We start from the raw sequence: 24,217 nt of genomic DNA on the forward strand, positions 1-24,217 counted from the left end.
GGACAGGTAAACATGTCTGGAGTGGATATGAGGGAGCAGGATCTGTACCAGTCATATCCTGAATTGAAAAAACAGCCTTAACTTAATGATTTGTATCAATTAATTTAAGTTCGCCAAAAAAACCTATACCAGATTTTGTCCGGGTTTCCGACGATCTCCGGCATTTGTGTTCGGCCCACCGAAAGGGCGTGCGGCGGTCGGGAAGCAACTCGTCTTGGCAGACGGCGATCCATCACTAAAGAAATCCACGTGCGGGTCGATGCCCTTCAAAGGATTTTTTCTCAGGAGTGTTCCCATGTCGTTTTCGATCGGTTTTCCCAATGCAGGCGCAATCACTATTGGTGGAAAGTCCACTGCGACGATCAACGCCTTGAGCGAAGCGACTTCGCAGGCTTCGACCCAGGCATTGGGCAGCGAGGAAGAGGGGGGTAAAACCCAGGTTCGAACCGGCGGAGGCGCCCCGACCGAAGCTAAAGAAGAAAGTGGCAGCGATCAAAGCATCGCGGTGAAAATGTTGCTCAAGCGCATGCAGGAACTGCAGCAGCAACTGCGCGAGCAACAGCAGCAACTGGCAGCTGCGCAGGCTGCGTCATACTCGACACCCGAAGCCAAAGCCGCGGTGGTCATGTCGATTCAGGGGCAGCTCGCCGACACCAATGGTGCGTTGCTGGAAGTGTCGGGCAATCTGGTCAAGGAATTGGCCAAGGGGTCCAGCTCGGGCGGTGTGATCAGCACCACGGCCTGACCGATGATGTCGACCGAAGCACTCAGCGTGCTTTTCGGTCGTTGACAAATGCAAGCAGGGTTCGCATAGTTCGGTCTTCGCAAACGTTTGCGCGGTGCTGCCGATGGAGTGTTCCATCGCTAATCGCGGTGAAGCTTACGCCAGCGCAAGCGTTGCTCAGAATAATCATAAGATCGGAGTGAACCCATGAAGCTGCCATTCGCTGGACGTCTTCTCGCTGTCGCTATGCTGGCTGCCGCATCCGCCGCGCTGCCTGTCTCCTCGGCCTTCGCCGAATCTGTTGAAAAGCCTAAAGTCGCCTTGGTCATGAAATCCCTGGCCAACGAATTCTTCCTGACCATGGAAGATGGCGCCAAGGCCTACCAGAAAGATCACTCCGCCGATTTTGACCTGATCTCCAACGGCATCAAAGACGAAACGGACACTGCGGGGCAGACGCGCATTGTCGAGCAAATGATTCTGGCCAAAGTCAATGCGCTGGTCATCGCTCCCGCTGATTCGAAGGCCATGGTCCCGGTGATCAAGAAAGCCATCGATGCCGGCATCACTGTGATCAACATCGATAACCAGCTGGATCCAGCGGTCGTCAAAAGCAAAAATATCACTGTTCCGTTCGTAGGCCCCGACAACCGCAAAGGCGCGCGTCTGGTGGGCGAATACCTGGCGAAACAACTGAAGGCCGGTGACGAAGTCGGCATCATCGAAGGCGTGTCCACCACCACCAACGCCCAGGCTCGCACCGCCGGTTTCAAGGACGCGATGGAAGCGGCGCAGATCAAGGTCGTTTCGTTGCAGTCCGGTGACTGGGAAATCGATAAAGGCAACAAGGTTGCAGCGTCGATCCTGAGCGAATATCCGCAAGTCAAAGCGTTGCTGGCCGGCAACGACAGCATGGCGGTCGGCGCGGTTTCCGCCGTGCGCGCTGCGGGCAAGGCCGGCAAGGTGCAAGTGGTCGGCTACGACAATATCAATGCGATCAAGCCAATGCTCAAGGATGGTCGCGTCCTCGCTACCGCTGATCAGTTCGCTGCCCGGCAGGCCGTATTCGGCATCGAGACCGCGCTGAAGATCATCAAAGGTGAGAAAGTCGACGGTGGCACCAACGGCGTCATCGAAACTCCGGTAGAGCTGGTGACCAAGTAGTCCTTCTGGCGACAAAACGGCGCTCGCCCGTCCGGGGGAGCGCATGGAGATTTTTATGTCAGTTTCCGCTCCGAACGCTGTCCTCTCGGTCAGCGGCATCGGCAAGACCTACGCGCAACCTGTCCTCACCAGCATCGACCTGACGCTGGTGCGCGGTGAGGTGTTGGCGCTGACCGGCGAGAATGGCGCCGGCAAAAGTACGCTGTCGAAAATCATCGGCGGGCTGGTCACGCCGAGCACCGGCCAGATGCAATTTCAGGGGCAGGATTACCGCCCAGGCAGCCGCACCCAGGCTGAAGACCTGGGCATTCGCATGGTCATGCAAGAACTCAATCTGTTGCCGACCTTGTCGGTGGCGGAGAACCTGTTTCTCGACAATTTGCCCAGCAATGGCGGCTGGATCAGCCGCAAGCAACTGCGCAAGGCGGCCATAGACGCCATGGCGCAGGTCGGGCTCGACGCGATCGATCCGGACACGCTGGTCGGTGAACTGGGTATCGGTCACCAGCAAATGGTCGAGATCGCCCGCAACCTGATCGGCGATTGTCATGTTTTGATCCTCGATGAGCCGACCGCGATGCTGACCGCGCGTGAAGTCGAAATGCTGTTTGAGCAGATCACGCGTTTGCAAGCGCGCGGCGTATCGATCATCTATATCTCGCACCGCCTTGAAGAGCTGGCGCGGGTCGCTCAGCGCATTGCGGTGTTGCGCGACGGCAATCTGGTTTGCGTCGAGCCGATGGCCAATTACAACAGTGAGCAACTGGTCACCCTGATGGTCGGCCGTGAACTCGGCGAACACATCGACATGGGGCCGCGCAAAATCGGCGCTCCAGCATTGACGGTCCAGGGGCTGACCCGCTCGGACAAGGTGCGCGACGTGTCCTTCGAAGTGCGTGCCGGTGAAATCTACGGTATTTCCGGTCTGATCGGGGCAGGGCGCACCGAGTTGCTGCGCTTGATCTTCGGTGCCGACATGGCGGACAGCGGCACGGTTGCGCTGGGTTCGCCGGCACAGGTTGTGAGTATTCGTTCACCGGCGGATGCGGTGGGTCATGGCATTGCCCTGATCACCGAAGACCGCAAGGGCGAAGGCTTGCTGCTGACCCAGTCGATCAGTGCCAACATTGCCTTGGGCAACATGCCGGTGATTTCCAGCGCTGGCTTCGTTAACAACACTGACGAGATGTCACTGGCCCAGCGTCAGATCGACGCGATGCGCATCCGCAGTTCCAGCCCGACGCAATTGGTCTCGGAGTTGTCCGGAGGCAACCAGCAGAAAGTCGTGATTGGCCGCTGGCTTGAGCGCGATTGCTCGGTGTTGCTGTTCGACGAGCCGACTCGCGGCATCGACGTCGGGGCAAAATTCGACATCTATGCACTGCTCGGTCAACTGACCCGTCAGGGCAAGGCGCTGGTGGTAGTGTCCAGCGACCTGCGTGAATTGATGCTGATCTGCGACCGGATCGGCGTGCTGTCGGCGGGGCGTCTGATCGAGACATTCGAGCGCGACAGCTGGACCCAGGATGACTTGCTTGCCGCCGCTTTTGCCGGCTACCAAAAACGTGATGCGTTGCTCAACGAAGCAGCGCCTAGGGATCTTCCATGAATACTGCAACGTCGGCCGGAAAACGCAGCGGCAATTTTTACGGCCTCGGCACCTATCTGGGCCTGGCCGGTGCCTTGCTGGCGATGGTCGCGCTGTTCTCGGTGTTGAGCAGCCATTTTCTGTCTTATGACACGTTCAGCACCCTGGCCAACCAGATACCGGACTTGATGGTGCTGGCGGTCGGCATGACGTTCGTGTTGATCATCGGCGGCATAGACCTGTCGGTGGGTTCGGTGCTGGCACTCGCCGCGTCTACGGTCAGTGTGGCGATTCTCGGCTGGGGCTGGAGCGTTCTGCCGGCCGCATTGCTCGGCATGGCGGCAGCGGCACTGGCCGGAACCCTCACCGGTTCGATCACCGTGGCCTGGCGGATTCCGTCGTTCATCGTGTCCCTTGGCGTATTGGAAATGGCCCGCGGCGTGGCGTACCAAATGACCGGTTCGCGCACGGCGTACATCGGTGATGCCTTCGCCTGGCTGTCCAACCCGATTGCCTTCGGTATCTCGCCGTCGTTCATCATTGCCTTGCTGATCATTATCATTGCCCAGGCTGTGTTGACCCGCACGGTGTTTGGCCGCTACCTGATCGGCATTGGCACCAACGAAGAAGCCGTACGCCTGGCGGGGATCAATCCAAAACCCTACAAGATCCTGGTCTTCAGTCTGATGGGATTGCTCGCGGGGATCGCCGCGCTGTTTCAGATTTCGCGTCTGGAAGCGGCGGACCCGAATGCCGGTTCTGGCCTGGAGCTGCAAGTGATCGCAGCGGTAGTGATCGGCGGAACGAGCCTGATGGGCGGGCGTGGTTCGGTCATCAGCACCTTTTTCGGCGTCCTGATCATTTCGGTGTTGGCCGCCGGTCTGGCGCAGATCGGTGCGACCGAGCCGACCAAGCGCATCATCACCGGCGCGGTCATCGTGGTGGCGGTGGTGCTCGATACCTATCGCAGTCAGCGCGCAAGCCGGCGGACCTGAGTCATGGCGACAATCAAGGATGTAGCGGCGCTCGCGGGCATTTCCTACACCACGGTTTCCCATGTGGTGAACAAGACCCGGCCGGTCAGCGAGGAGGTGCGGGTCAAGGTCGAGGCCGCGATCAAAAGCCTCGACTATGTACCCAGCGCGGTGGCCCGTTCGTTGAAAGCCAAAACCACCGCGACCATCGGCCTGCTGGTGCCTAACAGCCTCAACCCGTACTTCGCCGAACTGGCGCGCGGCATCGAGGATTACTGCGAGCGTAATGGCTATTGCGTGATTCTCTGCAATTCCGACGACAACCCGGACAAGCAACGCAGCTATTTGCGCGTGTTGCTGGAAAAGCGCGTCGACGGGCTGATTGTGGCGTCCGCCGGTGGTGATGCGGGGCTGGCAGAAGGCCTGGCGGGTGTGCGCACGCCAATGGTCATCGTCGACCGTGGGCTGGATGGCGTGAATGCCGACCTGGTGCGCATCGATCACGAGTACGGTGCTTATCTGGCAACGCGGCACCTGCTGGAATTGGGGCACCGGGACATCGCCACTATTGGCGGCCCGGCCAGCACTAGCGTGGCGCAGATGCGTCTGGCGGGGTTTTGCCGCGCGCTCAAAGAGGCGGGGGTCGAAGTGCCTGGCGAACGTATGCTGGAAAGCGATTTCACCAGCACCGGCGGTTACAGCGCCGCTGCGATCCTGCTGGAAAAAAATCCGCCCAGCGCCATTTTCGCCGGCAACGACATGATCGGCATCGGTGTGCTGCGCGCCGCCGCCGAGCGCCATATTCGTGTGCCAAGCGAGCTGTCGGTGATCGGCTTCGACGATATCCAGATGAGCCGTTATGTCTACCCGGCGCTCACTACCGTGGGCCAGTCGATCCTGCAGCTGGGTGAAATGGCGGCCGGAGTGCTGTTGCGCAGGATCGCCACCCCGGACATGGCCACCGATCAACGGATCGTGACGCCGAGCATTGTCCTGCGCGAATCGACTGCGCCGCTGGCCGGTGTGTTCGCCCAATTTCGTTGAAACCGCTAATTCAAAGCACCACTGAAACAGAATTGATGAGTAGTCATGTATGTCAGCAAAAGTAGTGGTAATTGGCAGCTTGAACATGGACCTGGTTACTCGGGCTTCACGGTTGCCCCGTGGCGGTGAAACGCTGATCGGCGAGTCGTTTGCCACGGTGTCCGGTGGCAAGGGCGCCAACCAGGCGGTTGCCGCGGCCCGTTTGGGTGCGCAGGTGGCGATGGTCGGTTGCGTGGGCAGCGATGCCTATGGCGAAGAATTGCGCGGGGCACTGTTAGCTGACCGGATCGATTGTCAGGCAGTCAGTACGGTCGACGGTGCCAGCGGTGTGGCGTTGATCGTCGTCGATGACAATAGCCAGAACGCGATTGTGATCGTTGCCGGGGCCAACGGCGCGCTGACGCCAGAAGTGATTGATCGTTTTGATGCAGTGTTGCAGGCGGCGGATGTCATCATCTGTCAGCTGGAAGTGCCGGATGCCACAGTCGGGCACGCGCTCAAGCGCGGCCGGGAGCTGGGCAAAACCGTGATTCTCAACCCTGCGCCAGCCAGTCGGCCACTGCCTGCTGACTGGTACGCCGCCATCGATTACCTGATCCCCAACGAGAGCGAAGCGGCGGCCCTGAGCGGTTTGCCGGTGGACTCGCTGGCGACTGCGGAAACCGCAGCGGCCCGGTTGATCGCCATGGGTGCCGGCAAGGTGATCATCACCCTCGGTGCCCAGGGCTCACTCTTTGCCAATGGCAAAAGCTTCGAGCATTTCCCGGCGCCGAAGGTAAAGGCGGTGGATACCACGGCCGCTGGCGACACTTTTGTAGGCGGTTTCGCTGCCGCACTGGCTGTTGGTAAAAGCGAGAGTGAAGCGATCCGTTTCGGTCAGGTCGCCGCCGCTCTGTCAGTGACCCGAGCAGGGGCGCAACCCTCGATTCCCGATTTGTCCGATGTACAGGCTTTTAAAACACCATGAAGAAAACACCTTTGCTCAACGTCGCATTATCGCGACTGATCGCTTCTCTCGGGCATGGCGACAGGGTCGTAATTGGCGATGCCGGTCTACCGGTACCGCCGGGGGTCGAATTGATCGATCTGGCCCTGACTCACGGCATTCCGGATTTCATCAGCACCCTGAAGGTTGTGCTCAGCGAAATGCAGGTCGAAAGCCACGTGTTGGCCCAGGAGATCCTGGACAAGCAACCGTCGGCGCTGGCTACTCTGGATGAGCTGAATACCGCAGGCGCGCTGGGTCTGCGTGAGCTGCTCAGTCATGACCAGTTTAAAGTCCTGAGCCGTCAAGCGCGGGCGATTGTTCGTACAGGCGAATGTCAGCCGTACTGCAACATCGTGCTGGTGGCGGGAGTAACGTTCTAACTTGCCATTGTTTTTCTGATTTCCCACGCACAAGGAGTGCGCTATGCACCGCTATGCTCAGAAACTGCACCATCTGCTCCGGAGTCTGCTGCTTTTGTCCCTGATTACCGCAACAAGCGCCCAGGCGGCGGAAAAGATCGACTTGATCATCGACACCGACCCGGGTGCCGACGACGTGGTGGCCTTGCTGTTTGCCCTGGCCTCACCGGAGGAACTGAACATTCGCGCATTGACCACCGTCGCCGGCAATGTGCGCCTGGACAAGACGTCGCGAAATGCGCGACTGGCGCGCGAGTGGGCAGGGCGCGAAGAGGTGCCGGTTTACGCCGGTGCGCCGAAACCGCTGATGCGCACACCGATTTATGCCGAGAACATTCACGGCAAGGAAGGCCTGTCGGGCGTCACCGTGCATGAGCCGAAGAAAGGTCTGGCGGAAGGTGGCGCGGTCAACTACCTGATCGACACGTTGAAAACTGCCAAACCCCACAGCATCACCATCGCCATGCTCGGTCCACAAACCAACCTGGCGCTGGCGTTGATCCAGGAGCCTGAAATCGTTCAGGGCATCAAGGAAGTGGTGATCATGGGCGGCGCGCACTTCAACGGAGGCAACATCACTCCGGTGGCTGAATTCAACCTGTTTGCCGACCCGCAGGCTGCTGAAGTGGTGCTTAAAAGTGGGGTCAAGCTGACGTATCTGCCGCTGGACGTCACGCACAAGGTCTTGACCAGCGAAGCACGCCTGAAGCAGATCGCGGCGTTGAACAACAACGCCAGCAAACTGGTGGGCGATATTCTTAACGAATACGTCAAGGGTGACATGGAGCACTATGGTCTTGCGGGTGGCCCGGTGCATGACGCTACGGTAATTGCCTACCTGCTCAAACCGGAGCTTTTCACCGGTCGGTCGGTCAACGTGGTCGTTGACAGTCGCGAAGGCCCGACCTTCGGTCAAACCATCGTCGACTGGTATGACGGACTAAAAGCGCCGAAAAATGCTTTCTGGGTGGAAAGCGGCGACGCCCAAGGTTTCTTCGACCTGCTGACCGAGCGCCTGGCTCGTCTGAAATAAACTTCAAACCCGCAGGTGCGAGCCTGCGGGTTTCACTCCCTTTCGTTGTAGTGCGCACCTTTGTAGTCGGTCGGGTACTTCTCGAACACCTGGGCGATAAAGGATTGTGCCGCTTCAGTCCCCAGTTCCTTGACCAAAAGATCGATACCAATGATCGCCAACTCTTCCGGGCTGCCCGGGCTATAGGAGCTATGACCTTGCGGCCATTTGGCTTTGATGTCGGCGTCGATGCTTACGGTGGTCATGATGGCGCTCGTGAATTCGGGAAAGTCTGGTTGTTGAGTTAACCATTTTGCGCTGCGTTTGGCACTCCGACTTAGGCATGAGAGGAGGGCTATGCGACACTTGGCCTTTGATGAATCTTCAAGGACCGCGCTGTGCAGATCGATTTGAACACTCCTGACGGCTTGACCCTGGAGTCGGTGCGCCTGCTGCTCGCGTCCGCCAGCGATGATGAACATACTCAATTGCGGGTGACGAAAGCCGGCATCGCCTATATTTCATCGGGCGTCGTGGGCGGCACTGATATTGGCGGACTGTTGTTTCGACTGGAGACGTGGGCCAAAGGGTCTGGTTATGTCGGGCGAATCAAGGCCAGCGATGAGGTCTGGGTTACGCAGATTTTCAATGCGTTGAAGCAGAACTGGCCGAATCCGCCGTTCGACTACATCGACGTCTATTGAAGGCTGTTCATATTCAGTCACGATTGAGGGATGGACGACAAGGGACGCTCAGGCAAACTCGCCACTTGTCCGGATCGGGGGCAGGATGCTGGCACTGTCAGTGAAACCAAACGCCAGATTGGCGGTCGCACGATCTCAGCTCATCTATTGAAAGAAGGAGGCTTCATGCCTTGGAAGCTCGCGTCATTGGGTACTTTGTTGGCCGCTGGCCTGCTGGCGGGTTGCAGCACGCCATCTACCGAGTCGGCAACAGACCCTGTCACGACGACTGATACGGGTCACAGCCGTTGCGAAGCAAAGGCAGCCGAATTCACCATTGGCAAAAAGGCTTCACCTGAACTGCTGGAACAGGCGCGCATTCGCGCAGGCGCGCAGAATGCCCGTATCCTCAAGCCAAACGATATGGTGACCCTGGAGTACCGCTCCGATCGGCTGAACCTGAATACCGACAACAACCTGGTGATCACGCGCATCAACTGCGGCTGATCGCGTCGGGCTTTTGCTTCACCCATAAAAAACCCCGTCACATGGACGGGGTTTTTTTAGTGCGGCTGAAAATTACTCAGCGCGGACTTGTGCAGCTTGCATACCCTTTTGGCCTTTCTCAGCCACGAAGGAAACGGTCTGGCCTTCTTTCAGGCTTTTGAAACCGTCGCTTTCGATAGCTTTGAAGTGTACGAACAGGTCGTCACCGCCACCTTGAGGAGTGATGAAGCCGAAGCCTTTTTCATCGTTGAACCACTTAACGGTGCCGGTTTGGCGATTAGACATGGTGTATCTCCAAGAAACATATATTTTTTCAGTACTGTGCTGCTCAGGCCAACTGGGCACACCGGGGTATCATAGTCGAAATGTTCGCTTTGGGAGCCCCCCGGACGTGCTGTTTGCCCTACAGACGCGCTTTCTTTGTTGCTTGATGTAGCTGAAAGCCCCGGTTTACAAGGCTTTCAGCTGAAAGTAAAGACGATAAAAAAACCTGTAAAACCTGCATAATTTGTACGAAAAAGCGCTTTTCGAGGGCTTTTCACCGGCTTTAGGGGCCTTCAAAGTCTCCTTTCGGGCTTATTTTTTCGCCTTGTTATCGGCCTTGCACGCTGAAATCTGGGTCAGTGCTTTTTGCTTCATCGCATCGCTGGCGGTGTTGTCCATCAATGACTGAATGTCGGCGGCCGGGTATGACTTGATCGCATCGGCGCCGCAAGCGCAGTGAGCTTTTGCCGCCGCAGCGCCAATTTGCGGAGTAGCTGCCTGGGTGCACTGAGCCATGTACTTTTCGCGTTCACCTTTCGGCCAGTCGGCATGGGCCGCCAATGGCAGCAGCAGGACGATGGGGGCGACGATTGCGAATAAACGATTCAGACGCATGCTGAGATGCTCCTTGTGGGTCAATGTCTTTTTATCTGAGGGGTGAAACGGTGTTCTAGTTCAGCACTCTGTCATAAAAATCGCCGTTCTGCCCCAGCGGAAAACCTTGGCCCGCGTCGACCGTTCATCTGTGCTAGCATGCCCCGCTCGGGTATTTGCAAGCTCCACGGTCCTTCAGTCCGGGCGCGGCAGATGCTCGAATAACCCTGATTTGAATCCCAGTCACTCTGGTTCGGTTTTCCGGTTGGCCGCAAGGCTCCTGCCGCTGTAAGGCAGGCGTTCGTTATTGAATGGCCTGGACCGGATCTTGTACTGGCTCATCCCAACCCACGTGACCTTTGGTAGGGGTCACCACTAGGAGAGGAGGCGCCATGCCAACTATTACTCTTCCCGACGGCAGTCAACGTACATTCGATCACCCGGTTTCCGTAGCCGAGGTCGCCGCATCCATTGGTGCCGGTCTGGCCAAGGCCACCGTGGCCGGCAAGGTCAATGGCAAGCTGGTTGACGCCAGCGACGTCATCGACAGCGATTCCACGCTGCAAATCATTACGCCAAAGGATGAAGAGGGGCTGGAGATCATTCGCCACTCTTGCGCCCACCTGGTCGGCCACGCAGTCAAACAGTTGTACCCGACCGCTAAAATGGTCATCGGGCCGGTCATCGACGAAGGCTTCTATTACGACATCGCCTTCGAGCGTCCTTTTACTCCGGACGACCTGGCCGCCATCGAACAGCGCATGCAGCAGCTGATCGAAAAAGATTACGACGTGATCAAGAAAGTCACTCCGCGCGCCGAAGTGATCGAAGTGTTCAAGGCCCGCGGTGAAGACTACAAGCTGCGCCTGGTCGAGGACATGCCGAACGAGCAGGCCATGGGCCTGTACTATCACGAAGAATACGTCGACATGTGCCGCGGCCCGCACGTGCCGAACACCCGTTTCCTGAAATCCTTCAAGCTGACCAAGTTGTCCGGCGCCTACTGGCGTGGCGATGCCAAGAACGAGCAATTGCAGCGCGTTTATGGCACCGCATGGGCCGACAAGAAGCAGCTGGCGGCTTACATCCAGCGCATCGAAGAAGCTGAAAAGCGCGATCACCGCAAGATCGGCAAGCGTCTGGGCCTGTTCCACACCCAGGAAGAATCGCCAGGCATGGTGTTCTGGCACCCGAACGGCTGGACGCTGTACCAGGTGCTCGAGCAGTACATGCGCAAGGTTCAGCGCGACAACGGTTACCTGGAGATCAAAACTCCACAAGTCGTTGACCGCAGCCTGTGGGAGAAATCCGGGCACTGGGCCAACTACGCCGACAACATGTTCACCACCCAGTCGGAAAACCGCGATTACGCCATCAAGCCGATGAACTGCCCTTGCCACGTGCAAGTGTTCAACCAAGGCCTGAAGAGCTACCGCGAGTTGCCGATGCGCCTGGCCGAATTCGGTGCCTGCCACCGCAACGAGCCATCGGGTGCGTTGCACGGCATCATGCGTGTGCGTGCTTTCACTCAGGACGACGCCCACATCTTCTGCACCGAAGAGCAGATGCAGGCGGAATCCGCTGCGTTCATCAAGCTGACCATGGACGTCTACGCCGACTTCGGCTTCAAAGACGTCGAGATGAAGCTGTCCACTCGTCCGGAAAAACGCGTCGGTTCCGACGAGCTGTGGGATCGCGCCGAAGCAGCATTGGCTGCAGCCCTTGACAGCGCTGGCCTGCCGTATGATTTGCAGCCGGGCGAGGGTGCCTTTTACGGTCCGAAGATCGAGTTCTCGCTGAAAGATTGCCTTGGTCGCGTCTGGCAGTGTGGTACCCTGCAGCTCGATTTTAACCTGCCTGTCCGTCTGGGAGCCGAATACGTCTCCGAAGATAACAGTCGCAAGCACCCGGTAATGTTGCACCGGGCGATCCTCGGATCCTTCGAACGTTTCGTCGGAATCCTGATCGAGCACTACGAAGGGGCATTCCCTGCGTGGCTGGCTCCGACCCAGGCAGTGATCATGAACATCACAGACAAACAGGCCGATTTCGCTGCCGAGGTTGAAAAAACTCTCAACGAAAGCGGATTTCGTGCCAAGTCTGACTTGAGAAATGAAAAGATCGGCTTTAAAATCCGCGAGCATACTTTGCTCAAGGTTCCTTATCTCTTGGTTATCGGAGATCGGGAAGTCGAGATGCAGACTGTCGCTGTGCGTACTCGTGAAGGTGCTGACCTGGGCTCGATGCCCGTCGCCCAGTTCGCTGAGTTTCTCGCGCAAGCGGTTTCCCGGCGTGGTCGCCCAGATTCGGAGTAATTACTATTAAGCGTGAAATGAGACAAGATAAACGAGCTGCACCGAAAGCCCCGATCAACGAGAATATCTCGGCACGCGAGGTTCGGTTAATTGGGGCTGAAGGTGAACAGCTTGGGATTGTGTCAATTGAAGACGCGCTTCTTAAGGCTGAAGAGGCCAAACTGGATCTGGTGGAAATTTCCGCCGATGCAGTACCCCCTGTTTGCAAACTGATGGACTACGGCAAATCGATCTTCGAGAAGAAGAAGCAGGTTGCCGCGGCCAAGAAAAACCAGAAGCAGATTCAAGTTAAAGAAATCAAGTTTCGTCCAGGGACGGAGGAAGGGGATTACCAGGTAAAACTGCGCAACCTGGTACGTTTCCTGAGTGATGGGGACAGGGCCAAGGTATCCTTGCGATTCCGCGGCCGTGAGATGGCCCACCAGGAGCTGGGGATGGAACTCCTCAAGCGAGTTGAAGGTGACTTGCTCGAGTACGGTTCGGTCGAACAGCATCCTAAGATGGAAGGACGCCAGCTGATCATGGTCATCGCCCCGAAAAAGAAGAAGTAATCATCAGGGCACGGCAGGCCTTCTGATTATGTTTATCAACTGAATGCGGAGTATCCGAACATGCCAAAAATGAAAACGAAAAGTGGTGCTGCTAAGCGGTTTCTGAAAACTGCTAACGGTATCAAGCACAAGCACGCTTTCAAGAGCCACATCCTGACTAAAATGTCGACCAAGCGTAAGCGTCAACTGCGCGGTAGCAGCTTGCTGCATCCGTCTGACGTGGCAAAAGTCGAGCGCATGCTGCGCCTTCGTTAATTTTAGTCAAGAATAGAGGAAGTAACTCATGGCTCGTGTAAAGCGTGGCGTCATTGCCCGTAAACGTCACAAAAAAATTCTGAAACTTGCTAAAGGCTACTACGGCGCTCGCTCGCGCGTATTCCGTGTTGCCAAGCAAGCGGTAATCAAGGCAGGCCAATACGCCTACCGTGACCGTCGTCAGAAAAAACGTCAGTTCCGCGCTCTGTGGATCGCTCGTATCAACGCTGGTGCACGTATCAACGGTCTGTCCTACAGCCGTTTCATTGCCGGCCTGAAAAAAGCGTCCATCGAGATCGACCGTAAGGTTCTGGCTGATCTGGCAGTGAACGAAAAAGCGGCGTTTGCTGCGATTGTCGAGAAAGCTAAAGCCACCTTGGCTTAAGTACCCCCGACAGTCACCCGGCCTCACCTCTGTGGGGCCAGGTGTTAAACGTCATAAATAGGGGAAGAGCCTTCAAGCTCTTCCCCTATTTTGTATCTGGAGTCTGTACATGGAAAACCTGGATGCGCTCGTCTCTCAAGCACTAGAGGCTGTGCAAAGCGCTGAAGATATCAATGCCCTGGAGCAAATCCGGGTTCACTACCTTGGCAAAAAGGGTGAATTGACTCAGGTGATGAAGACCCTGGGGAATTTGCCGGCAGAAGAGCGTCCGCAAGTCGGTGCGCTGATCAACGTTGCCAAGGAGCGTGTCACAGAGGTTCTCAATGCCCGCAAGGCACTGTTTGAAGAGGCCGACCTGGCCGCCAAACTGTCTGCCGAGTCCATTGACGTGACCCTGCCTGGCCGTGGCCAGACCTCGGGTGGCCTGCATCCGGTTACTCGTACTCTGGAACGCATCGAACAGTTCTTCACTCACATCGGCTACGGCATTGCCGAAGGCCCTGAGGTTGAAGACGATTACCACAACTTTGAAGCACTCAACATCCCAGGCCACCACCCGGCCCGGTCGATGCATGACACCTTCTATTTCAATGCCAACATGCTGTTGCGCACCCATACCTCGCCGGTACAGGTCCGCACCATGGAATCGACACAGCCGCCGATCCGCATCGTCTGCCCTGGCCGTGTGTACCGGAGCGATTCGGATATTACTCACTCGCCGATGTTCCACCAGGTCGAAGGCCTGCTGGTTGATCGCGACATCAATTTCGCCGACCTGAAAGGCACCATCGAAGAGTTCCTGCGGGTGTTCTTCGAAAAAGAACTGGCCGTGCGTTTCCGCCCTTCGTACTTCCCGTTCACCGAGCCATCCGCCGAAGTCGACATGGAATGCGTGATGTGCAGCGGTAAAGGCTGCCGTGTCTGCAAACAGACTGGCTGGCTGGAAGTCATGGGCTGCGGCATGGTTCACCCGAACGTGCTGCGCATGTCCGGTATCGACCCGGAAGAGTTTTCGGGCTTTGCCTTCGGCATGGGCGTTGAGCGTCTGGCCATGCTGCGTTACGGCGTGAACGACTTGCGTCTGTTCTTCGACAACGACTTGCGGTTCCTCGCGCAATTTCGCTAGTCGTAACGAATTCTTAGGAGAGCAGGATGAAATTCAGTGAACAATGGCTGCGTGGCTGGGTTAGCCCGCAGGTAAGTCGAGACGAGCTGGTTGCTCGTCTGTCGATGGCTGGTCTTGAGGTCGATAGCGTTACGCTGGCCGCCGGCGAATTCACCGGTGTGATCGTTGGCGAGGTGCTGAGCACCCAGCAGCATCCGGATGCCGACAAACTCCGCGTGTGCCAAGTCAGCAATGGCTCGGAGACTTTCCAGGTCGTGTGCGGTGCGCCAAACGTGCGCCCGGGCCTGAAGATCCCGTTCGCCATGATCGGTGCCGAATTGCCGGGCGACTTCAAAATCAAGAAAGCCAAGCTGCGTGGCGTCGAGTCCAACGGCATGCTGTGCTCGCAAGCCGAGCTGCAAGTGGGCGAAGGCAACGACGGCCTCATGGAGTTGCCGGCCGATGCGCCGGTGGGTCAGGACATTCGTGAATACCTGGGCCTGGACGATGCCAGCATTGAGGTCGACCTGACCCCGAACCGCGGCGACTGCCTGTCCCTGGCCGGTCTGGCCCGTGAAGTCGGCGCGCTGTATGCCGCTGAGGTAACCCGCCCGGTGGTGCCTGCGGTACAAGCCGTGCACGATGAAGTGCGCTCGGTTGAGGTGCTGGCGCCTGCCGCTTGCCCGCGTTATCTGGGTCGTGTGATCCGTAACGTTGACCTGTCCAAAGCGACTCCGTTGTGGATGGTCGAGCGTCTGCGTCGTGCTGATGTGCGCAGCATCGACGCTGCCGTCGACATCACCAACTACGTGATGCTGGAACTGGGTCAGCCGCTGCATGCGTTCGATCTCGCCGAAATCAATGGCGGCATCCGTGTGCGCATGGCCGAAGAAGGCGAGAAGCTGGTACTGCTCGACGGCCAGGAAGTCAGCCTGCGTAGCGATACGCTGGTGATTGCCGACCATACCCGCGCTCTGGCAATTGCCGGCGTCATGGGCGGCGAGCACAGCGGCGTCAACACCGCGACCACTCGCGACATTTTTCTGGAAAGCGCGTTCTTCGATCAGATTGCCGTTGCTGGCAAGGCCCGTTCCTACGGCCTGCACACCGACGCCTCGCACCGCTACGAGCGTGGCGTGGATTGGCAGCTGGCCCGTGAAGCCATGGAGCGCGCCACTGGCCTGCTGCTGGAAATCACTGGCGGCGAAGCTGGCCCGATCATCGAAACCGTCAGCGAACAGCACCTGCCTTCGATTGCGCCGGTTACTCTGCGCGCGCAACGCATCACGCAGATGCTGGGCATGGAGATGGATTCGGCCGAAGTCGAGCGTCTGCTCAGCGGCCTGGGTCTGAAGATTGCTGCCGATGGGGCAGGGCAGTGGCGCGTTGAAGTGCCAAGCCATCGCTTCGACATCAGTCTCGAAGTTGACCTGATCGAAGAGCTGGCTCGTCTGTATGGCTACAACCGTCTGCCGGTTCGTTATCCGCAAGCCCGCCTGGCGCCGCAAGCCAAGGCTGAAGCGCGCAGCGATCTGCCCGAGTTGCGTCGCCTGCTGGTAGCTCGTGGCTATCAGGAAGCGATTACCTACAGCTTCATCGATCCGAAACAATTCGAGTTGTTTAATCCGGGTGTAGAGCCACTGCTCCTGGCCAACCCGATCTCGAACGACATGGCCGCCATGCGCTCGTCGCTGTGGCCAGGTCTGGTCAAGTCGCTTCAGCACAACCTGAACCGTCAGCAGGATCGTGTTCGTCTGTTCGAAAGTGGCCTGCGTTTCGTCGGTCAACTGGAAGGCCTGAAGCAAGAGCCGATGCTGGCCGGTGTTGTTTGCGGCAGCCGCTTGCCGGAAGGCTGGGCGCAAGGTCGCGATGTCGTGGATTTCTTCGACGTCAAAGCCGATGTGGAAGCGGTGCTGGGCTTTGCCGGTGCACTGGACTCGTTCACTTTCGTGCCGGGCAAACACCCTGCGTTGCATCCAGGCCAAACCGCGCGCATTGAGCGTGAAGGTCGACTGGTAGGCTTCGTTGGCGCAATCCACCCTGAATTGTCGAAAACTCTCGGTCTCGACCGTCCGGTCTTTGTTTTCGAGCTGGTTCTGGCCGAAGTGGCGTTGGGTAAAATGCCGAAATTCCAGGAGTTATCGCGCTTTCCTGAAGTGCGGCGTGACCTGGCCCTGATCGCCGATACCAGTGTTGCAGCCAGTGCCGTATTGGACGTAATCCGTGAAAATGCAGGCGAATGGCTGACAGACCTCAGGCTATTTGACGTGTATCAGGGTAAAGGTATTGATCCGCATAGAAAAAGCCTTGCAGTTGGCTTGACCTGGCAGCATCCATCGCGCACTCTTAATGACGATGAGGTGAATACCACGACGCAAAACATCCTCACCTCGCTCGAACAAAGGTTGAACGCCACGTTAAGGAAGTGACGTATGGGGGCTCTGACGAAAGCTGAAATGGCGGAACGTCTGTATGAAGAGCTGGGCCTGAATAAACGGGAGGCCAAGGAATTGGTCGAACTGTTTTTTGAAGAAATCAGGCACGCTCTCGAAGACAACGAACAAGTCAAATTGTCCGGTTTCGGCAATTTCGACCTTCGGGACAAACGCCAGCGGCCTGGCCGCAATCCGAAAACGGGTGAAGAAATCCCGATCACGGCTCGCCGTGTGGTCACCTTTCGTCCAGGGCAGAAGTTGAAGGCCCGAGTTGAGGCTTATGCTGGAACCAAGTCATAACGACGAGCTACCCGTCATCCCAGGCAAACGCTACTTCACCATTGGTGAAGTCAGCGAGCTGTGTGCCGTAAAACCGCACGTGCTGCGCTATTGGGAGCAGGAGTTTCCTCAACTCAACCCCGTCAAACGACGCGGAAACCGCCGGTATTATCAGCGACAGGACGTGCTGATGATCCGGCAGATCCGCGCGCTTCTTTACGATCAAGGTTTCACCATCGGCGGCGCACGCTTGCGCTTGTCCGGCGATGAGGCCAAAGACGATACCACTCAATACAAGCAGATGATTCGCCAGATGATTGCCGAATTGGAAGACGTGCTGGTGGTGCTCAAGAAATAAAAACATGCTTTTGAATACTTCCAGTTTTCAAAAGCTTGCGATATATTCTTGAGCGTTCTTCGAGAAGAGGAACGAGATTCACGCCTAGTCGGGGCGTAGCGCAGTCCGGTAGCGCACTAGCATGGGGTGCTAGGGGTCGAGTGTTCGAATCACTCCGTCCCGACCATATTTTTCAATGACTTAGCCCAATCTGAAAAGGTTGGGCTTTTTCATGTCTAAAAAATACTCCCACATTTACTCCCACGGATATCTTGGATCTCGGTAGATATGCCACTTGAGAGGCGTTCGACTCTCGTTTCCCCGGGCAGGTCGTATCAGTACAAGAGCCTGAAGGCGCGAAGACGCTTGTTAAAGGGTTGCCGATTTGGAGAGCGGTTGCGGTTGATGCAGAGTCGCGCCGCAAAGCGTGGTAATCCCTAAGTCTGTAAATACAGTCAAGGTCGTTCTCTCCAAAGAACATTTTGACTAGGCTCTAGAGCGGGAGTTACAGGTCGAAAAAATTCGCTATGCCCCCATTCGCACCGGGTGTACGAGCGATCGCGAATGGCGATTTCTGACAGGGACCAGGATGGATTCGGATGGCTTTCGGTGTACCTCCATCGCAGATTAGACTTTTTGGCCTCGATCTTCGGTTGATGAAGGCAGAGCGGGTGGCGGGTTTGAGCGCTGCTTTTCAGGGTACACCTAAGATGATGTTCACTGATAGCATGTGGCCACTGACTAATCAGCGCTGATTTTCACATTCAATGTGGTGAATGCAATGGCCGATGCTACAGGGAAGTACTTAGACGTCTATCAAAGCTGGCAGCAACACCTCTTCAATTTCAACCTGGCAGTCCGGGAAACCAATACGCCAGGCTTGCGTAAGCCTCAGCTTGCCGCCCTATACGCTTCACTGGGCCACCTGGTGATGTCTCCGGCCACGACCGCAACGATCGTGATGCCAACGGGTACCGGCAAGACCGATACCATGCTTGGTTTGCTTATCGCAGGGCGGTTGGCAAGGACATTGGTACTCGTCCCGTCAGATGCCTTGCGCTCCCAGCTTGTCGAAAAATGCCTCGGGCTGAAAAAACTTCGGGAGATCGGTGCTGTTTCTGCCACAGCACTTAACCCTGTGGTGAGGGCGATCGGCTCAGGAATGTCGGCTGAAGATGTGCAACAGCTTGCCGAGGCGAATGTAATTGTCGCTACCCCGCAAGCATTGCAGCGATTCGACACAGAGTCCCTTCAAGCCTTAGCTGAGCTCTGCAGCCACCTGATCATCGATGAAACGCATCATGTGGCCGCCATGACGTGGGGCAGGGTGAAAACCGCGTTCAAAGAGAAGCCATGCCTGCAGTTTACTGCTACGCCTTTCAGGGAGGACAACCAGCCTCTTGAAGGCAAAATTATCTACAACTACCCGTTGAAGGATGCGCAGATCGATGGCTACTTCAAAGCGATCGAATTTCACCCGGTGCGCGAATACAACCTGGAACTGGCTGACCAAGTGGTTGCTGATAAGGCGGTAGAGTTGTTACGAGGCGATCGAGAACAAGGCTTCAACCACCTACTGATGGTACGTGCACGATCTCAAAAACGGGCTGAATCCCTGTTTGAACTCTACAAAAAGCATGAAGACCTCTCACCCATTCTCATCCACAGCAAGGTGCCGAATCGGGTCAAACTGCTGGGTGAAATTGTCGAGAAGAAATACAAGATCATCGTCTGCGTGGACATGCTGGGCGAAGGCTTTGACCTGCCTGAGTTGAAAATCGCGGCTATTCACGACCAGCATCGCAGTCCGGCCGTCACCTTACAGTTCATCGGTCGTCTAACCCGGGTTGATGACACGCTAGGTGATGCCAAATTCGTCTCGAACATCGCCAACCAGAAAGTCGATTACCAGATGTCGGTGCTTTACAAGGAAAGTGCTGATTGGAGCGCCGTGATTCGAGACGTGAGCCATGACAAGATCGCCCGCGAGGTCGAGAAGGAGACATTCACTGAGCAGTTCCCAGATGATGCTGACTCCGAGGACATTTTCGGGTTGAACCCCAACCCCAAAATCAGTGCGATCGCCTACCATGTGGAGCGCGACCAGTGGCGGCCAGAGAAAGCCAACCACTTCTCGCAGAAGAAAGAACCGCTGCAGTTCCTTTCTATCAACGACGATTCAGACACCATCATCATGGTGACGCGACGAGAATCTCCCGTCGGATGGGCTCAGACATCAGCGATCGTTGACACCAACTGGATTCTCTACCTAGCGTACTACCACGCGCCCGACAAGACGCTATTCATTCACTCCTCCGGTGATGAGTCGCAAGCGACGCGGTTTTTGAATTTGATTGCAAAAGATGCCAGGCGAATCAACGGCGAGCCTACATTCCGAACTCTGCACGACATCAAGCTCATGAAGCTGCAGAACGTAGGGCTGTCCAGGACACGCAAGGATCTGAGATTCACGATGCACGTCGGGCGCGACATCAATACCGTCATCAGTGAAATCGAGAACGGCACGGCGAAGAAGTCCAACATCTTCGCGACGGGCTACGAAGATGGACAGCGCACCACCGTTGGCTGCTCTCACAAGGGGAAAATCTGGGAGATGAACTCTTCCAGCATCATTTACTGGATTGAGTGGTGCAAACGTGCCTCGCAGAAACTCAACGATGCCACGATCAACCCTTCTGAAGTGCTCAAGGATGTGATTCGCTCGGAGAAGATTGAGGGAGCCTGGCCAACTGGACTCTTCTATGCTGATTGGCCTGAGCCCATTGCGATCGAAAACGAGCAGAAAATTTCGCTGGCGCTCAATGGTGAGATCTTCAACCTGCTTGATGTCGAGCTTGGCAAGCCTCAGCGGACCGACGATCTGACACTAGAAGTGCCTGTCATCGCCATAGCAGCAGATGGCACGGAGTGTCAGCTTCCTGACATCACGATACGGTTACTGAACGACAGCTACAAAGTCTCCTGCCCTGGGGTGAAGATCATTTTCGCTGAAGAGAGCTCGTTTGAGCAGTACCTGGATGCGAACCCTTTGGTCCTGCTAGCCGTAGACGGTTCACCCCGTTGCTCAACAACTCATAGAGGCCGGGGTTGGCGCGTTGGATGATCAACGCCGGCAGCGACATCACGGCTTGGGTCGCGTTCTGCACGATGCTGCCCATGATCTGCTGGAAACCTTCGGTGACGCCGTTCAGCTGGTTTTGCAGGGTGTTGGTGAGGCTCATGTTTCCGCACATCATGTTCGCCCGCCATGACCCGCCGACACCGAGACCACTGGGTCGGTAGAGCGAGCTCGGTGAGCCGACTGCCGAGCCGCCACCAATGGTGTACATCACTCGGTCGTCGAGTACTTCACCTTGAGTACCCAGACGGTAATCGCCCTCGGCGGCGTAGGCATGTGTGGCAATGGCGAGCAGTCCACAGAGCAACAGACTCATCGTGCCCAACCAGGGCCGCGCGAGAAGCCGACTCATGAAGCACCTCCTTCGAAGTCGATGCTGAACAGGAAGGTCTGTCCCTCACGTTTGCAGCAGCTATAGGGACGCCACAGCGACCAGGCGTAGCCGCCATCCGCGCTCTGTACCGGATCGCTGGGGAAGATGGCGCACGTGGGCTGCACCTGGGGGTAGAGCAATTGCCATTTGTGGGTCGAAGCGTCGTTTTCAACGATCGGGCCAGGCGGCCAGTAGCCGTCGCGTTTGGCGGGCGTGAGTGGTAAGTACACATGCGGCTGCCAGTTGTGGGTAATCACATCGCCGGCGCGTTGCGCCATGACTGCGGCCGCCTTGAAATCGTCGGGCTGTACCAGAAAGCCCTGCCGGGGATAAACGTTGCCCCACATGTTTCCCGAGACCTGACGACCAATTTCACGGATCCCCGGCATGAGCGATTCGGGGTAGAAACTTTCTGGGATGCCATGGCGCCAGGCCAGTGAGTCCAGGGTACTCAGGTAGTAAGGCATTAATGCAGTTGCACCGCTGGCGCAGGCATAGCCGGATTGCGAAGCCAATTGCGTTGCGACCCAGCCACCGGGGTGGCCGATGCCATCAACGTTCTTGAATCGAGGCAGGTTGTCGCGGCGGGCGTTCGGCGTGATCAGGTTGCCGCCACCTTCTGCACCGCTGATGGGAGCGGAGAGGGTGGTCATCTCGGTCCAGGGGTTATTGCCGGTGGTGGCGTAGCTCGAGACGACCAGTTCAGGAATGAAATGACGAACCTTGGTCGAGGTTTTGACTGTGCAGCCGAAGGGCGTGCAGAGTAGCCAGAAACAAATGCCGACGACCCTGTATTCGAGACAGTTTGGCGAAAGCACGGAGGAGGTGATGCTGACGGTGTCCAGCGCCATGCTTGGGCCGCACGCCAGCAGAATGCTTAGCGCCAAGGGCCTTAGTTTTGTGGGCGGAAGTGACGAGCAGGCAACAGGCATTATCCAGGCTCTCGGTGTATGGCCTGGGCAGGTTCGGTTAGGGACTGAAGACTGTCAGTGGGAATTATGAAGGCGGATCTATCGGATTTGTGAGGCGTGGGTCTATTATTTGACGTGAAGGGAGCTGCGCAGGGTATCGGCGTCTACAAGTAGTTGATCTGTGGTGATTTCGAAAATATTGGCGAGTTTGCACAGGACCAACAGCGAGGGGTTGCCCGCGCATCGTTCGATTTGGCTGACGTAGGTGCGATCCACCTCGGCCATGAGCGCCAGCTGCTCCTGGGTAAGGTTCTTTACGCGCCGCATCCAGCGGATGTTCTCCGCCAGTTGCAGACGAAGTTGTTCGTAGTCTTGAGTCATGCGCGCAAATTGCGCCTTGAGGGACTCTCAATCCACGGGATATAGTCTACATTGGCATTCAACTAGGCCATTTGGTGTTCATGCCTGGTATCGAGCGTTCATTTGGTGTCGTTACGCTTTTCGAAGCTGCGCCCAGCATCTAACAATAAATCAGAAATTTAGGGTGTGTATGGACCAAAACTACATTTCAATTCCTGCGGCGGATGGTTGCCCAAGTCTTCTGACACCTTGGGGCAGCGAATTTTCGCCGATGATCGAGCGTGGTGTGCAATGTGCCCAGGCTTGGCTTGAGGCAACGACCGATATTCCTTTGTGGTGGGAACTGGCGCAAACGCGCAAGACCTTTCCTGTCGGTGACTGCCAAGATGCCTTCGAAGCCGGTTTTCTGTTGAGAATTCAGCAACGGCTTCGGAGCGTGTCACAGTAACCCTGTTGCTTATGGGCGATTGCATCGTCTTGATCGCCCGTTTGCACTCAACCTGGCTGCATCGACACAGACCATGCAGTTTAAGAACGATTGCCGCTTCGCTGGCGCGTTTTTTCCACCGGCTGAACAACTCGGTGGGGGATTGTGCTTCCCTTATTTGGGCGCTGCACCAAGGGCGGCACTTGCTTCAAATGCCACCGGTCATGCATCGAACGTGAAAATCTCTTGAAAGGTATGGTTCCAGACGCCATTCCTCTAGAATGAAGGCTGACAGAAGTAGCTTTCGCCCTGTTACAAACAGGTTTACGTAGCTAAGATTCTGATTAAGTGCAGATTCTGCACGCTCTGAGAACGTGGAGCGCGATATGAAAGCCAAACGAGTGTTGAGTGACGATCTGGTGAGCCGACTGGAGGATAAGATCCCGGTCATGGCTGAAGGCGCCATCAATACCGCCTATATCAACGCCCTGGCTGCCGGCCGCAGTGTGATGGAAGTCATGAACGGCATGCTTGTTGAAACGACTGCTGACGGTAAGCACAAAGTCATTCGGGTGGCCAAGCCCAAGCACAAAGTGACTCTGGGTGGCGTCATTAAGGTGCGCCGTTGCTCATGACTGTCCCTCGGTTGAGGGTCTTTGCTGGACCCAACGGCTCCGGCAAGAGCACGATGAAGAGTGCCATCCCTTCCCACCTGATCGGTATCTACATTAACCCGGATGAAATCGAGAAGGCTGCCAAAGACAGCGGTCGTCTGGAGTTCAGTGATTTTCAACTGGAAGTTGAGGGTGATGAGGTCCTCGGTTTCATTAGGGAGCATCGGCTGGTCAGGTCTGCCCGGCTCGATGAGGAGGCGACCAACATAGGCTTTAGCAGCAACGGCCTGAATTTCCAGACGGTCGCGATGAACTCCTATTTTGCCTCCGTGCTCTCTGACTTCATCCGGAACAAGCTCCTCGAAGACCAGCTGTCTTTCACCTTCGAAACGGTGATGTCTAGCGACGACAAAATCGCTTTTATGCTCAAGGCAAGAGAGTCTGGATACCGAACCTACCTGTACTTTGTGGCAACTGAAGACCCTGACATCAATATCAACAGGGTCAGGAACCGTGTCGCGGCAGGTGGGCACCCAGTTCCCACAGAAAAAATTGTACAGCGCTACGGCCGTTGCCTGAGCCTGCTGCCTGTGGCTATTGCTGCTTCGGACCGGGCCTACATCTTCGATAACTCCGGTGCCGATCTGGTGCTGCTGGCCGAAGTTACGGATGGGACGGACCTTGAGTTCAAGGTTGATGAGGTCCCTGACTGGTTCATGGATGCCTACGTTGAAAAGGTGTCCAACGGCTAGCTGCCGGATTGGCCAAGC

The 24,217-nt window shown here is 56.7% G+C and carries 27 protein-coding genes, 1 tRNA gene and 1 pseudogene; 23 read left to right on the top strand and 6 right to left on the bottom strand.

What is annotated here, in order from left to right; translation table 11 throughout:
* Positions 1 to 295: 295 nt before the first annotated feature.
* From F8N62_RS00245 to F8N62_RS00280, 8 genes are all read left to right on the top strand, one after another.
* A complete protein-coding gene (locus F8N62_RS00245; RefSeq protein ID WP_150709189.1) occupies positions 296 to 745 on the top strand; it encodes a hypothetical protein in 450 nt (149 codons plus the stop codon).
* A 186-nt stretch (positions 746 to 931) separates the two neighbouring features.
* Positions 932 to 1,888: a sugar ABC transporter substrate-binding protein gene (locus F8N62_RS00250; protein ID WP_150709190.1), complete on the top strand. Its 957-nt coding sequence runs from the start codon at positions 932 to 934 to the stop codon at positions 1,886 to 1,888.
* 55 nt (positions 1,889 to 1,943) lie between these two features.
* On the top strand, positions 1,944 to 3,497 hold the full coding sequence (locus tag F8N62_RS00255) for a sugar ABC transporter ATP-binding protein (protein WP_150709191.1): 1,554 nt from the start codon (positions 1,944 to 1,946) through the stop codon (positions 3,495 to 3,497).
* A complete protein-coding gene (locus tag F8N62_RS00260; protein ID WP_150709192.1) occupies positions 3,494 to 4,471 on the top strand; it encodes an ABC transporter permease in 978 nt (325 codons plus the stop codon). The genes F8N62_RS00255 and F8N62_RS00260 overlap by 4 nt, the downstream gene beginning before the upstream one ends.
* 3 nt (positions 4,472 to 4,474) lie before the next feature.
* Positions 4,475 to 5,494, top strand: coding sequence for a LacI family DNA-binding transcriptional regulator (locus F8N62_RS00265; protein WP_150709193.1), 1,020 nt, complete (start codon positions 4,475 to 4,477; stop codon positions 5,492 to 5,494).
* 49 nt (positions 5,495 to 5,543) lie between these two features.
* On the top strand, positions 5,544 to 6,461 hold the full coding sequence (rbsK, locus tag F8N62_RS00270; protein ID WP_150709194.1) for a ribokinase: 918 nt from the start codon (positions 5,544 to 5,546) through the stop codon (positions 6,459 to 6,461).
* The gene (gene rbsD / locus F8N62_RS00275; RefSeq protein ID WP_150709195.1) at positions 6,458 to 6,862 is read left to right on the top strand and encodes a D-ribose pyranase; all 405 of its coding nucleotides are present in this window, start codon (positions 6,458 to 6,460) and stop codon (positions 6,860 to 6,862) included. The genes rbsK and rbsD overlap by 4 nt, the downstream gene beginning before the upstream one ends.
* 43 nt (positions 6,863 to 6,905) lie before the next feature.
* The gene (locus F8N62_RS00280) at positions 6,906 to 7,934 is read left to right on the top strand and encodes a nucleoside hydrolase (protein WP_150709196.1); all 1,029 of its coding nucleotides are present in this window, start codon (positions 6,906 to 6,908) and stop codon (positions 7,932 to 7,934) included.
* Between the two features lie 32 nt (positions 7,935 to 7,966).
* Here F8N62_RS00280 and F8N62_RS00285 read toward each other — a convergent pair whose 3' ends face one another.
* Positions 7,967 to 8,179 (bottom strand): hypothetical protein, encoded by a 213-nt coding sequence (locus tag F8N62_RS00285; RefSeq protein ID WP_150709197.1) that lies wholly within the window; start codon positions 8,177 to 8,179, stop codon positions 7,967 to 7,969.
* Positions 8,180 to 8,311: 132 nt separating this feature from the next.
* On the opposite strand from F8N62_RS00285, the gene F8N62_RS00290 reads away from it, so the two are divergent.
* Both F8N62_RS00290 and F8N62_RS00295 read left to right on the top strand, forming a co-directional pair.
* The gene (locus F8N62_RS00290) at positions 8,312 to 8,617 is read left to right on the top strand and encodes a hypothetical protein (protein ID WP_150709198.1); all 306 of its coding nucleotides are present in this window, start codon (positions 8,312 to 8,314) and stop codon (positions 8,615 to 8,617) included.
* Between the two features lie 165 nt (positions 8,618 to 8,782).
* On the top strand, positions 8,783 to 9,103 hold the full coding sequence (locus F8N62_RS00295) for an I78 family peptidase inhibitor (RefSeq protein ID WP_150709199.1): 321 nt from the start codon (positions 8,783 to 8,785) through the stop codon (positions 9,101 to 9,103).
* Between the two features lie 72 nt (positions 9,104 to 9,175).
* Here F8N62_RS00295 and F8N62_RS00300 read toward each other — a convergent pair whose 3' ends face one another.
* Positions 9,176 to 9,388 (bottom strand): cold-shock protein, encoded by a 213-nt coding sequence (locus F8N62_RS00300; RefSeq protein ID WP_007905882.1) that lies wholly within the window; start codon positions 9,386 to 9,388, stop codon positions 9,176 to 9,178.
* Between the two features lie 291 nt (positions 9,389 to 9,679).
* Complete coding sequence (locus tag F8N62_RS00305; RefSeq protein WP_150709200.1) at positions 9,680 to 9,982, bottom strand: hypothetical protein; 303 nt, start codon at positions 9,980 to 9,982, stop codon at positions 9,680 to 9,682.
* 371 nt (positions 9,983 to 10,353) lie between these two features.
* On the opposite strand from F8N62_RS00305, the gene thrS reads away from it, so the two are divergent.
* From thrS to F8N62_RS00355, 10 genes are all read left to right on the top strand, one after another.
* Positions 10,354 to 12,276, top strand: a complete 1,923-nt coding sequence (gene thrS, locus F8N62_RS00310; RefSeq protein ID WP_150709201.1) for a threonine--tRNA ligase — start codon at positions 10,354 to 10,356, stop codon at positions 12,274 to 12,276.
* Positions 12,276 to 12,827, top strand: coding sequence for a translation initiation factor IF-3 (infC, locus tag F8N62_RS00315; RefSeq protein WP_176469887.1), 552 nt, complete (start codon positions 12,276 to 12,278; stop codon positions 12,825 to 12,827). The genes thrS and infC overlap by 1 nt, the downstream gene beginning before the upstream one ends.
* Before the next feature lie 60 nt (positions 12,828 to 12,887).
* Positions 12,888 to 13,082 carry a 50S ribosomal protein L35 gene (rpmI, locus tag F8N62_RS00320; protein ID WP_002553160.1) on the top strand — a complete coding sequence of 65 codons (195 nt, stop codon included), beginning with the start codon at positions 12,888 to 12,890 and terminating at the stop codon, positions 13,080 to 13,082.
* Positions 13,083 to 13,110: 28 nt separating this feature from the next.
* The gene (gene rplT, locus F8N62_RS00325; RefSeq protein ID WP_007905879.1) at positions 13,111 to 13,467 is read left to right on the top strand and encodes a 50S ribosomal protein L20; all 357 of its coding nucleotides are present in this window, start codon (positions 13,111 to 13,113) and stop codon (positions 13,465 to 13,467) included.
* Positions 13,468 to 13,576: 109 nt separating this feature from the next.
* The gene (pheS, locus tag F8N62_RS00330; RefSeq protein ID WP_150709202.1) at positions 13,577 to 14,593 is read left to right on the top strand and encodes a phenylalanine--tRNA ligase subunit alpha; all 1,017 of its coding nucleotides are present in this window, start codon (positions 13,577 to 13,579) and stop codon (positions 14,591 to 14,593) included.
* Positions 14,594 to 14,619: 26 nt separating this feature from the next.
* Positions 14,620 to 17,001 (top strand): phenylalanine--tRNA ligase subunit beta, encoded by a 2,382-nt coding sequence (gene pheT / locus F8N62_RS00335; protein WP_150709203.1) that lies wholly within the window; start codon positions 14,620 to 14,622, stop codon positions 16,999 to 17,001.
* A 3-nt stretch (positions 17,002 to 17,004) separates the two neighbouring features.
* The gene (gene ihfA / locus F8N62_RS00340) at positions 17,005 to 17,307 is read left to right on the top strand and encodes an integration host factor subunit alpha (protein WP_002553164.1); all 303 of its coding nucleotides are present in this window, start codon (positions 17,005 to 17,007) and stop codon (positions 17,305 to 17,307) included.
* Entirely contained in the window at positions 17,288 to 17,644 is a 357-nt protein-coding gene (locus F8N62_RS00345; protein ID WP_003179985.1) for a MerR family transcriptional regulator, read from the top strand. Before ihfA ends, F8N62_RS00345 begins: the two co-directional genes overlap by 20 nt.
* An 89-nt stretch (positions 17,645 to 17,733) precedes the next feature.
* Positions 17,734 to 17,810 (top strand) — tRNA-Pro (locus F8N62_RS00350).
* 594 nt (positions 17,811 to 18,404) lie between these two features.
* Positions 18,405 to 20,747, top strand: a complete 2,343-nt coding sequence (locus tag F8N62_RS00355) for a DEAD/DEAH box helicase (RefSeq protein ID WP_224791320.1) — start codon at positions 18,405 to 18,407, stop codon at positions 20,745 to 20,747.
* On the opposite strand, the pseudogene F8N62_RS00360 reads toward F8N62_RS00355, so the two are convergent.
* The 3 genes and pseudogenes from F8N62_RS00360 to F8N62_RS00370 all read right to left on the bottom strand — a co-directional run.
* Positions 20,683 to 21,114 (bottom strand): annotated as a pseudogene (locus F8N62_RS00360) (integrating conjugative element protein); the annotation flags it as partial. The gene F8N62_RS00355 and the pseudogene F8N62_RS00360 sit on opposite strands and share 65 nt — an antisense overlap.
* Positions 21,111 to 22,067 (bottom strand): TIGR03756 family integrating conjugative element protein, encoded by a 957-nt coding sequence (locus F8N62_RS00365; protein ID WP_032903622.1) that lies wholly within the window; start codon positions 22,065 to 22,067, stop codon positions 21,111 to 21,113. The gene F8N62_RS00365 and the pseudogene F8N62_RS00360, both read right to left, overlap by 4 nt.
* A gap of 105 nt (positions 22,068 to 22,172) precedes the next feature.
* A complete protein-coding gene (locus F8N62_RS00370; RefSeq protein ID WP_020300913.1) occupies positions 22,173 to 22,427 on the bottom strand; it encodes a helix-turn-helix domain-containing protein in 255 nt (84 codons plus the stop codon).
* 169 nt (positions 22,428 to 22,596) lie between these two features.
* On the opposite strand from F8N62_RS00370, the gene F8N62_RS00375 reads away from it, so the two are divergent.
* The 3 genes from F8N62_RS00375 (at position 22,597) to F8N62_RS00385 (ending at position 24,199) form a co-directional block, all read left to right on the top strand.
* On the top strand, positions 22,597 to 22,854 hold the full coding sequence (locus F8N62_RS00375; RefSeq protein ID WP_076964374.1) for a LasR-specific antiactivator QslA: 258 nt from the start codon (positions 22,597 to 22,599) through the stop codon (positions 22,852 to 22,854).
* 365 nt (positions 22,855 to 23,219) lie between these two features.
* The gene (locus F8N62_RS00380; protein ID WP_020300912.1) at positions 23,220 to 23,468 is read left to right on the top strand and encodes a hypothetical protein; all 249 of its coding nucleotides are present in this window, start codon (positions 23,220 to 23,222) and stop codon (positions 23,466 to 23,468) included.
* The gene (locus F8N62_RS00385; RefSeq protein ID WP_020300911.1) at positions 23,465 to 24,199 is read left to right on the top strand and encodes a zeta toxin family protein; all 735 of its coding nucleotides are present in this window, start codon (positions 23,465 to 23,467) and stop codon (positions 24,197 to 24,199) included. The genes F8N62_RS00380 and F8N62_RS00385 overlap by 4 nt, the downstream gene beginning before the upstream one ends.
* The last annotated feature ends 18 nt before the right edge of the window (positions 24,200 to 24,217 follow it).

Source organism: Pseudomonas fluorescens, assembly GCF_902497785.1.
GTDB classification, from domain to species: domain Bacteria; phylum Pseudomonadota; class Gammaproteobacteria; order Pseudomonadales; family Pseudomonadaceae; genus Aquipseudomonas; species Aquipseudomonas fluorescens_BO.

Coding starts and splice junctions, on each gene's coding strand:
- F8N62_RS00245 (WP_150709189.1), top strand. CDS start 296: ATGTCGTTTTCGATCGGTTTTCCCAATGCAGGCGCAATCACTATTGGT.
- F8N62_RS00250 (WP_150709190.1), top strand. CDS start 932: ATGAAGCTGCCATTCGCTGGACGTCTTCTCGCTGTCGCTATGCTGGCT.
- F8N62_RS00255 (WP_150709191.1), top strand. CDS start 1,944: ATGTCAGTTTCCGCTCCGAACGCTGTCCTCTCGGTCAGCGGCATCGGC.
- F8N62_RS00260 (WP_150709192.1), top strand. CDS start 3,494: ATGAATACTGCAACGTCGGCCGGAAAACGCAGCGGCAATTTTTACGGC.
- F8N62_RS00265 (WP_150709193.1), top strand. CDS start 4,475: ATGGCGACAATCAAGGATGTAGCGGCGCTCGCGGGCATTTCCTACACC.
- rbsK (WP_150709194.1), top strand. CDS start 5,544: ATGTCAGCAAAAGTAGTGGTAATTGGCAGCTTGAACATGGACCTGGTT.
- rbsD (WP_150709195.1), top strand. CDS start 6,458: ATGAAGAAAACACCTTTGCTCAACGTCGCATTATCGCGACTGATCGCT.
- F8N62_RS00280 (WP_150709196.1), top strand. CDS start 6,906: ATGCACCGCTATGCTCAGAAACTGCACCATCTGCTCCGGAGTCTGCTG.
- F8N62_RS00285 (WP_150709197.1), bottom strand. CDS start 8,179: ATGACCACCGTAAGCATCGACGCCGACATCAAAGCCAAATGGCCGCAA.
- F8N62_RS00295 (WP_150709199.1), top strand. CDS start 8,783: ATGCCTTGGAAGCTCGCGTCATTGGGTACTTTGTTGGCCGCTGGCCTG.
- F8N62_RS00300 (WP_007905882.1), bottom strand. CDS start 9,388: ATGTCTAATCGCCAAACCGGCACCGTTAAGTGGTTCAACGATGAAAAA.
- F8N62_RS00305 (WP_150709200.1), bottom strand. CDS start 9,982: ATGCGTCTGAATCGTTTATTCGCAATCGTCGCCCCCATCGTCCTGCTG.
- thrS (WP_150709201.1), top strand. CDS start 10,354: ATGCCAACTATTACTCTTCCCGACGGCAGTCAACGTACATTCGATCAC.
- rpmI (WP_002553160.1), top strand. CDS start 12,888: ATGCCAAAAATGAAAACGAAAAGTGGTGCTGCTAAGCGGTTTCTGAAA.
- rplT (WP_007905879.1), top strand. CDS start 13,111: ATGGCTCGTGTAAAGCGTGGCGTCATTGCCCGTAAACGTCACAAAAAA.
- pheS (WP_150709202.1), top strand. CDS start 13,577: ATGGAAAACCTGGATGCGCTCGTCTCTCAAGCACTAGAGGCTGTGCAA.
- pheT (WP_150709203.1), top strand. CDS start 14,620: ATGAAATTCAGTGAACAATGGCTGCGTGGCTGGGTTAGCCCGCAGGTA.
- ihfA (WP_002553164.1), top strand. CDS start 17,005: ATGGGGGCTCTGACGAAAGCTGAAATGGCGGAACGTCTGTATGAAGAG.
- F8N62_RS00345 (WP_003179985.1), top strand. CDS start 17,288: ATGCTGGAACCAAGTCATAACGACGAGCTACCCGTCATCCCAGGCAAA.
- F8N62_RS00355 (WP_224791320.1), top strand. CDS start 18,405: ATGGCCGATGCTACAGGGAAGTACTTAGACGTCTATCAAAGCTGGCAG.
- F8N62_RS00365 (WP_032903622.1), bottom strand. CDS start 22,067: ATGCCTGTTGCCTGCTCGTCACTTCCGCCCACAAAACTAAGGCCCTTG.
- F8N62_RS00370 (WP_020300913.1), bottom strand. CDS start 22,427: ATGACTCAAGACTACGAACAACTTCGTCTGCAACTGGCGGAGAACATC.
- F8N62_RS00375 (WP_076964374.1), top strand. CDS start 22,597: ATGGACCAAAACTACATTTCAATTCCTGCGGCGGATGGTTGCCCAAGT.
- F8N62_RS00380 (WP_020300912.1), top strand. CDS start 23,220: ATGAAAGCCAAACGAGTGTTGAGTGACGATCTGGTGAGCCGACTGGAG.
- F8N62_RS00385 (WP_020300911.1), top strand. CDS start 23,465: ATGACTGTCCCTCGGTTGAGGGTCTTTGCTGGACCCAACGGCTCCGGC.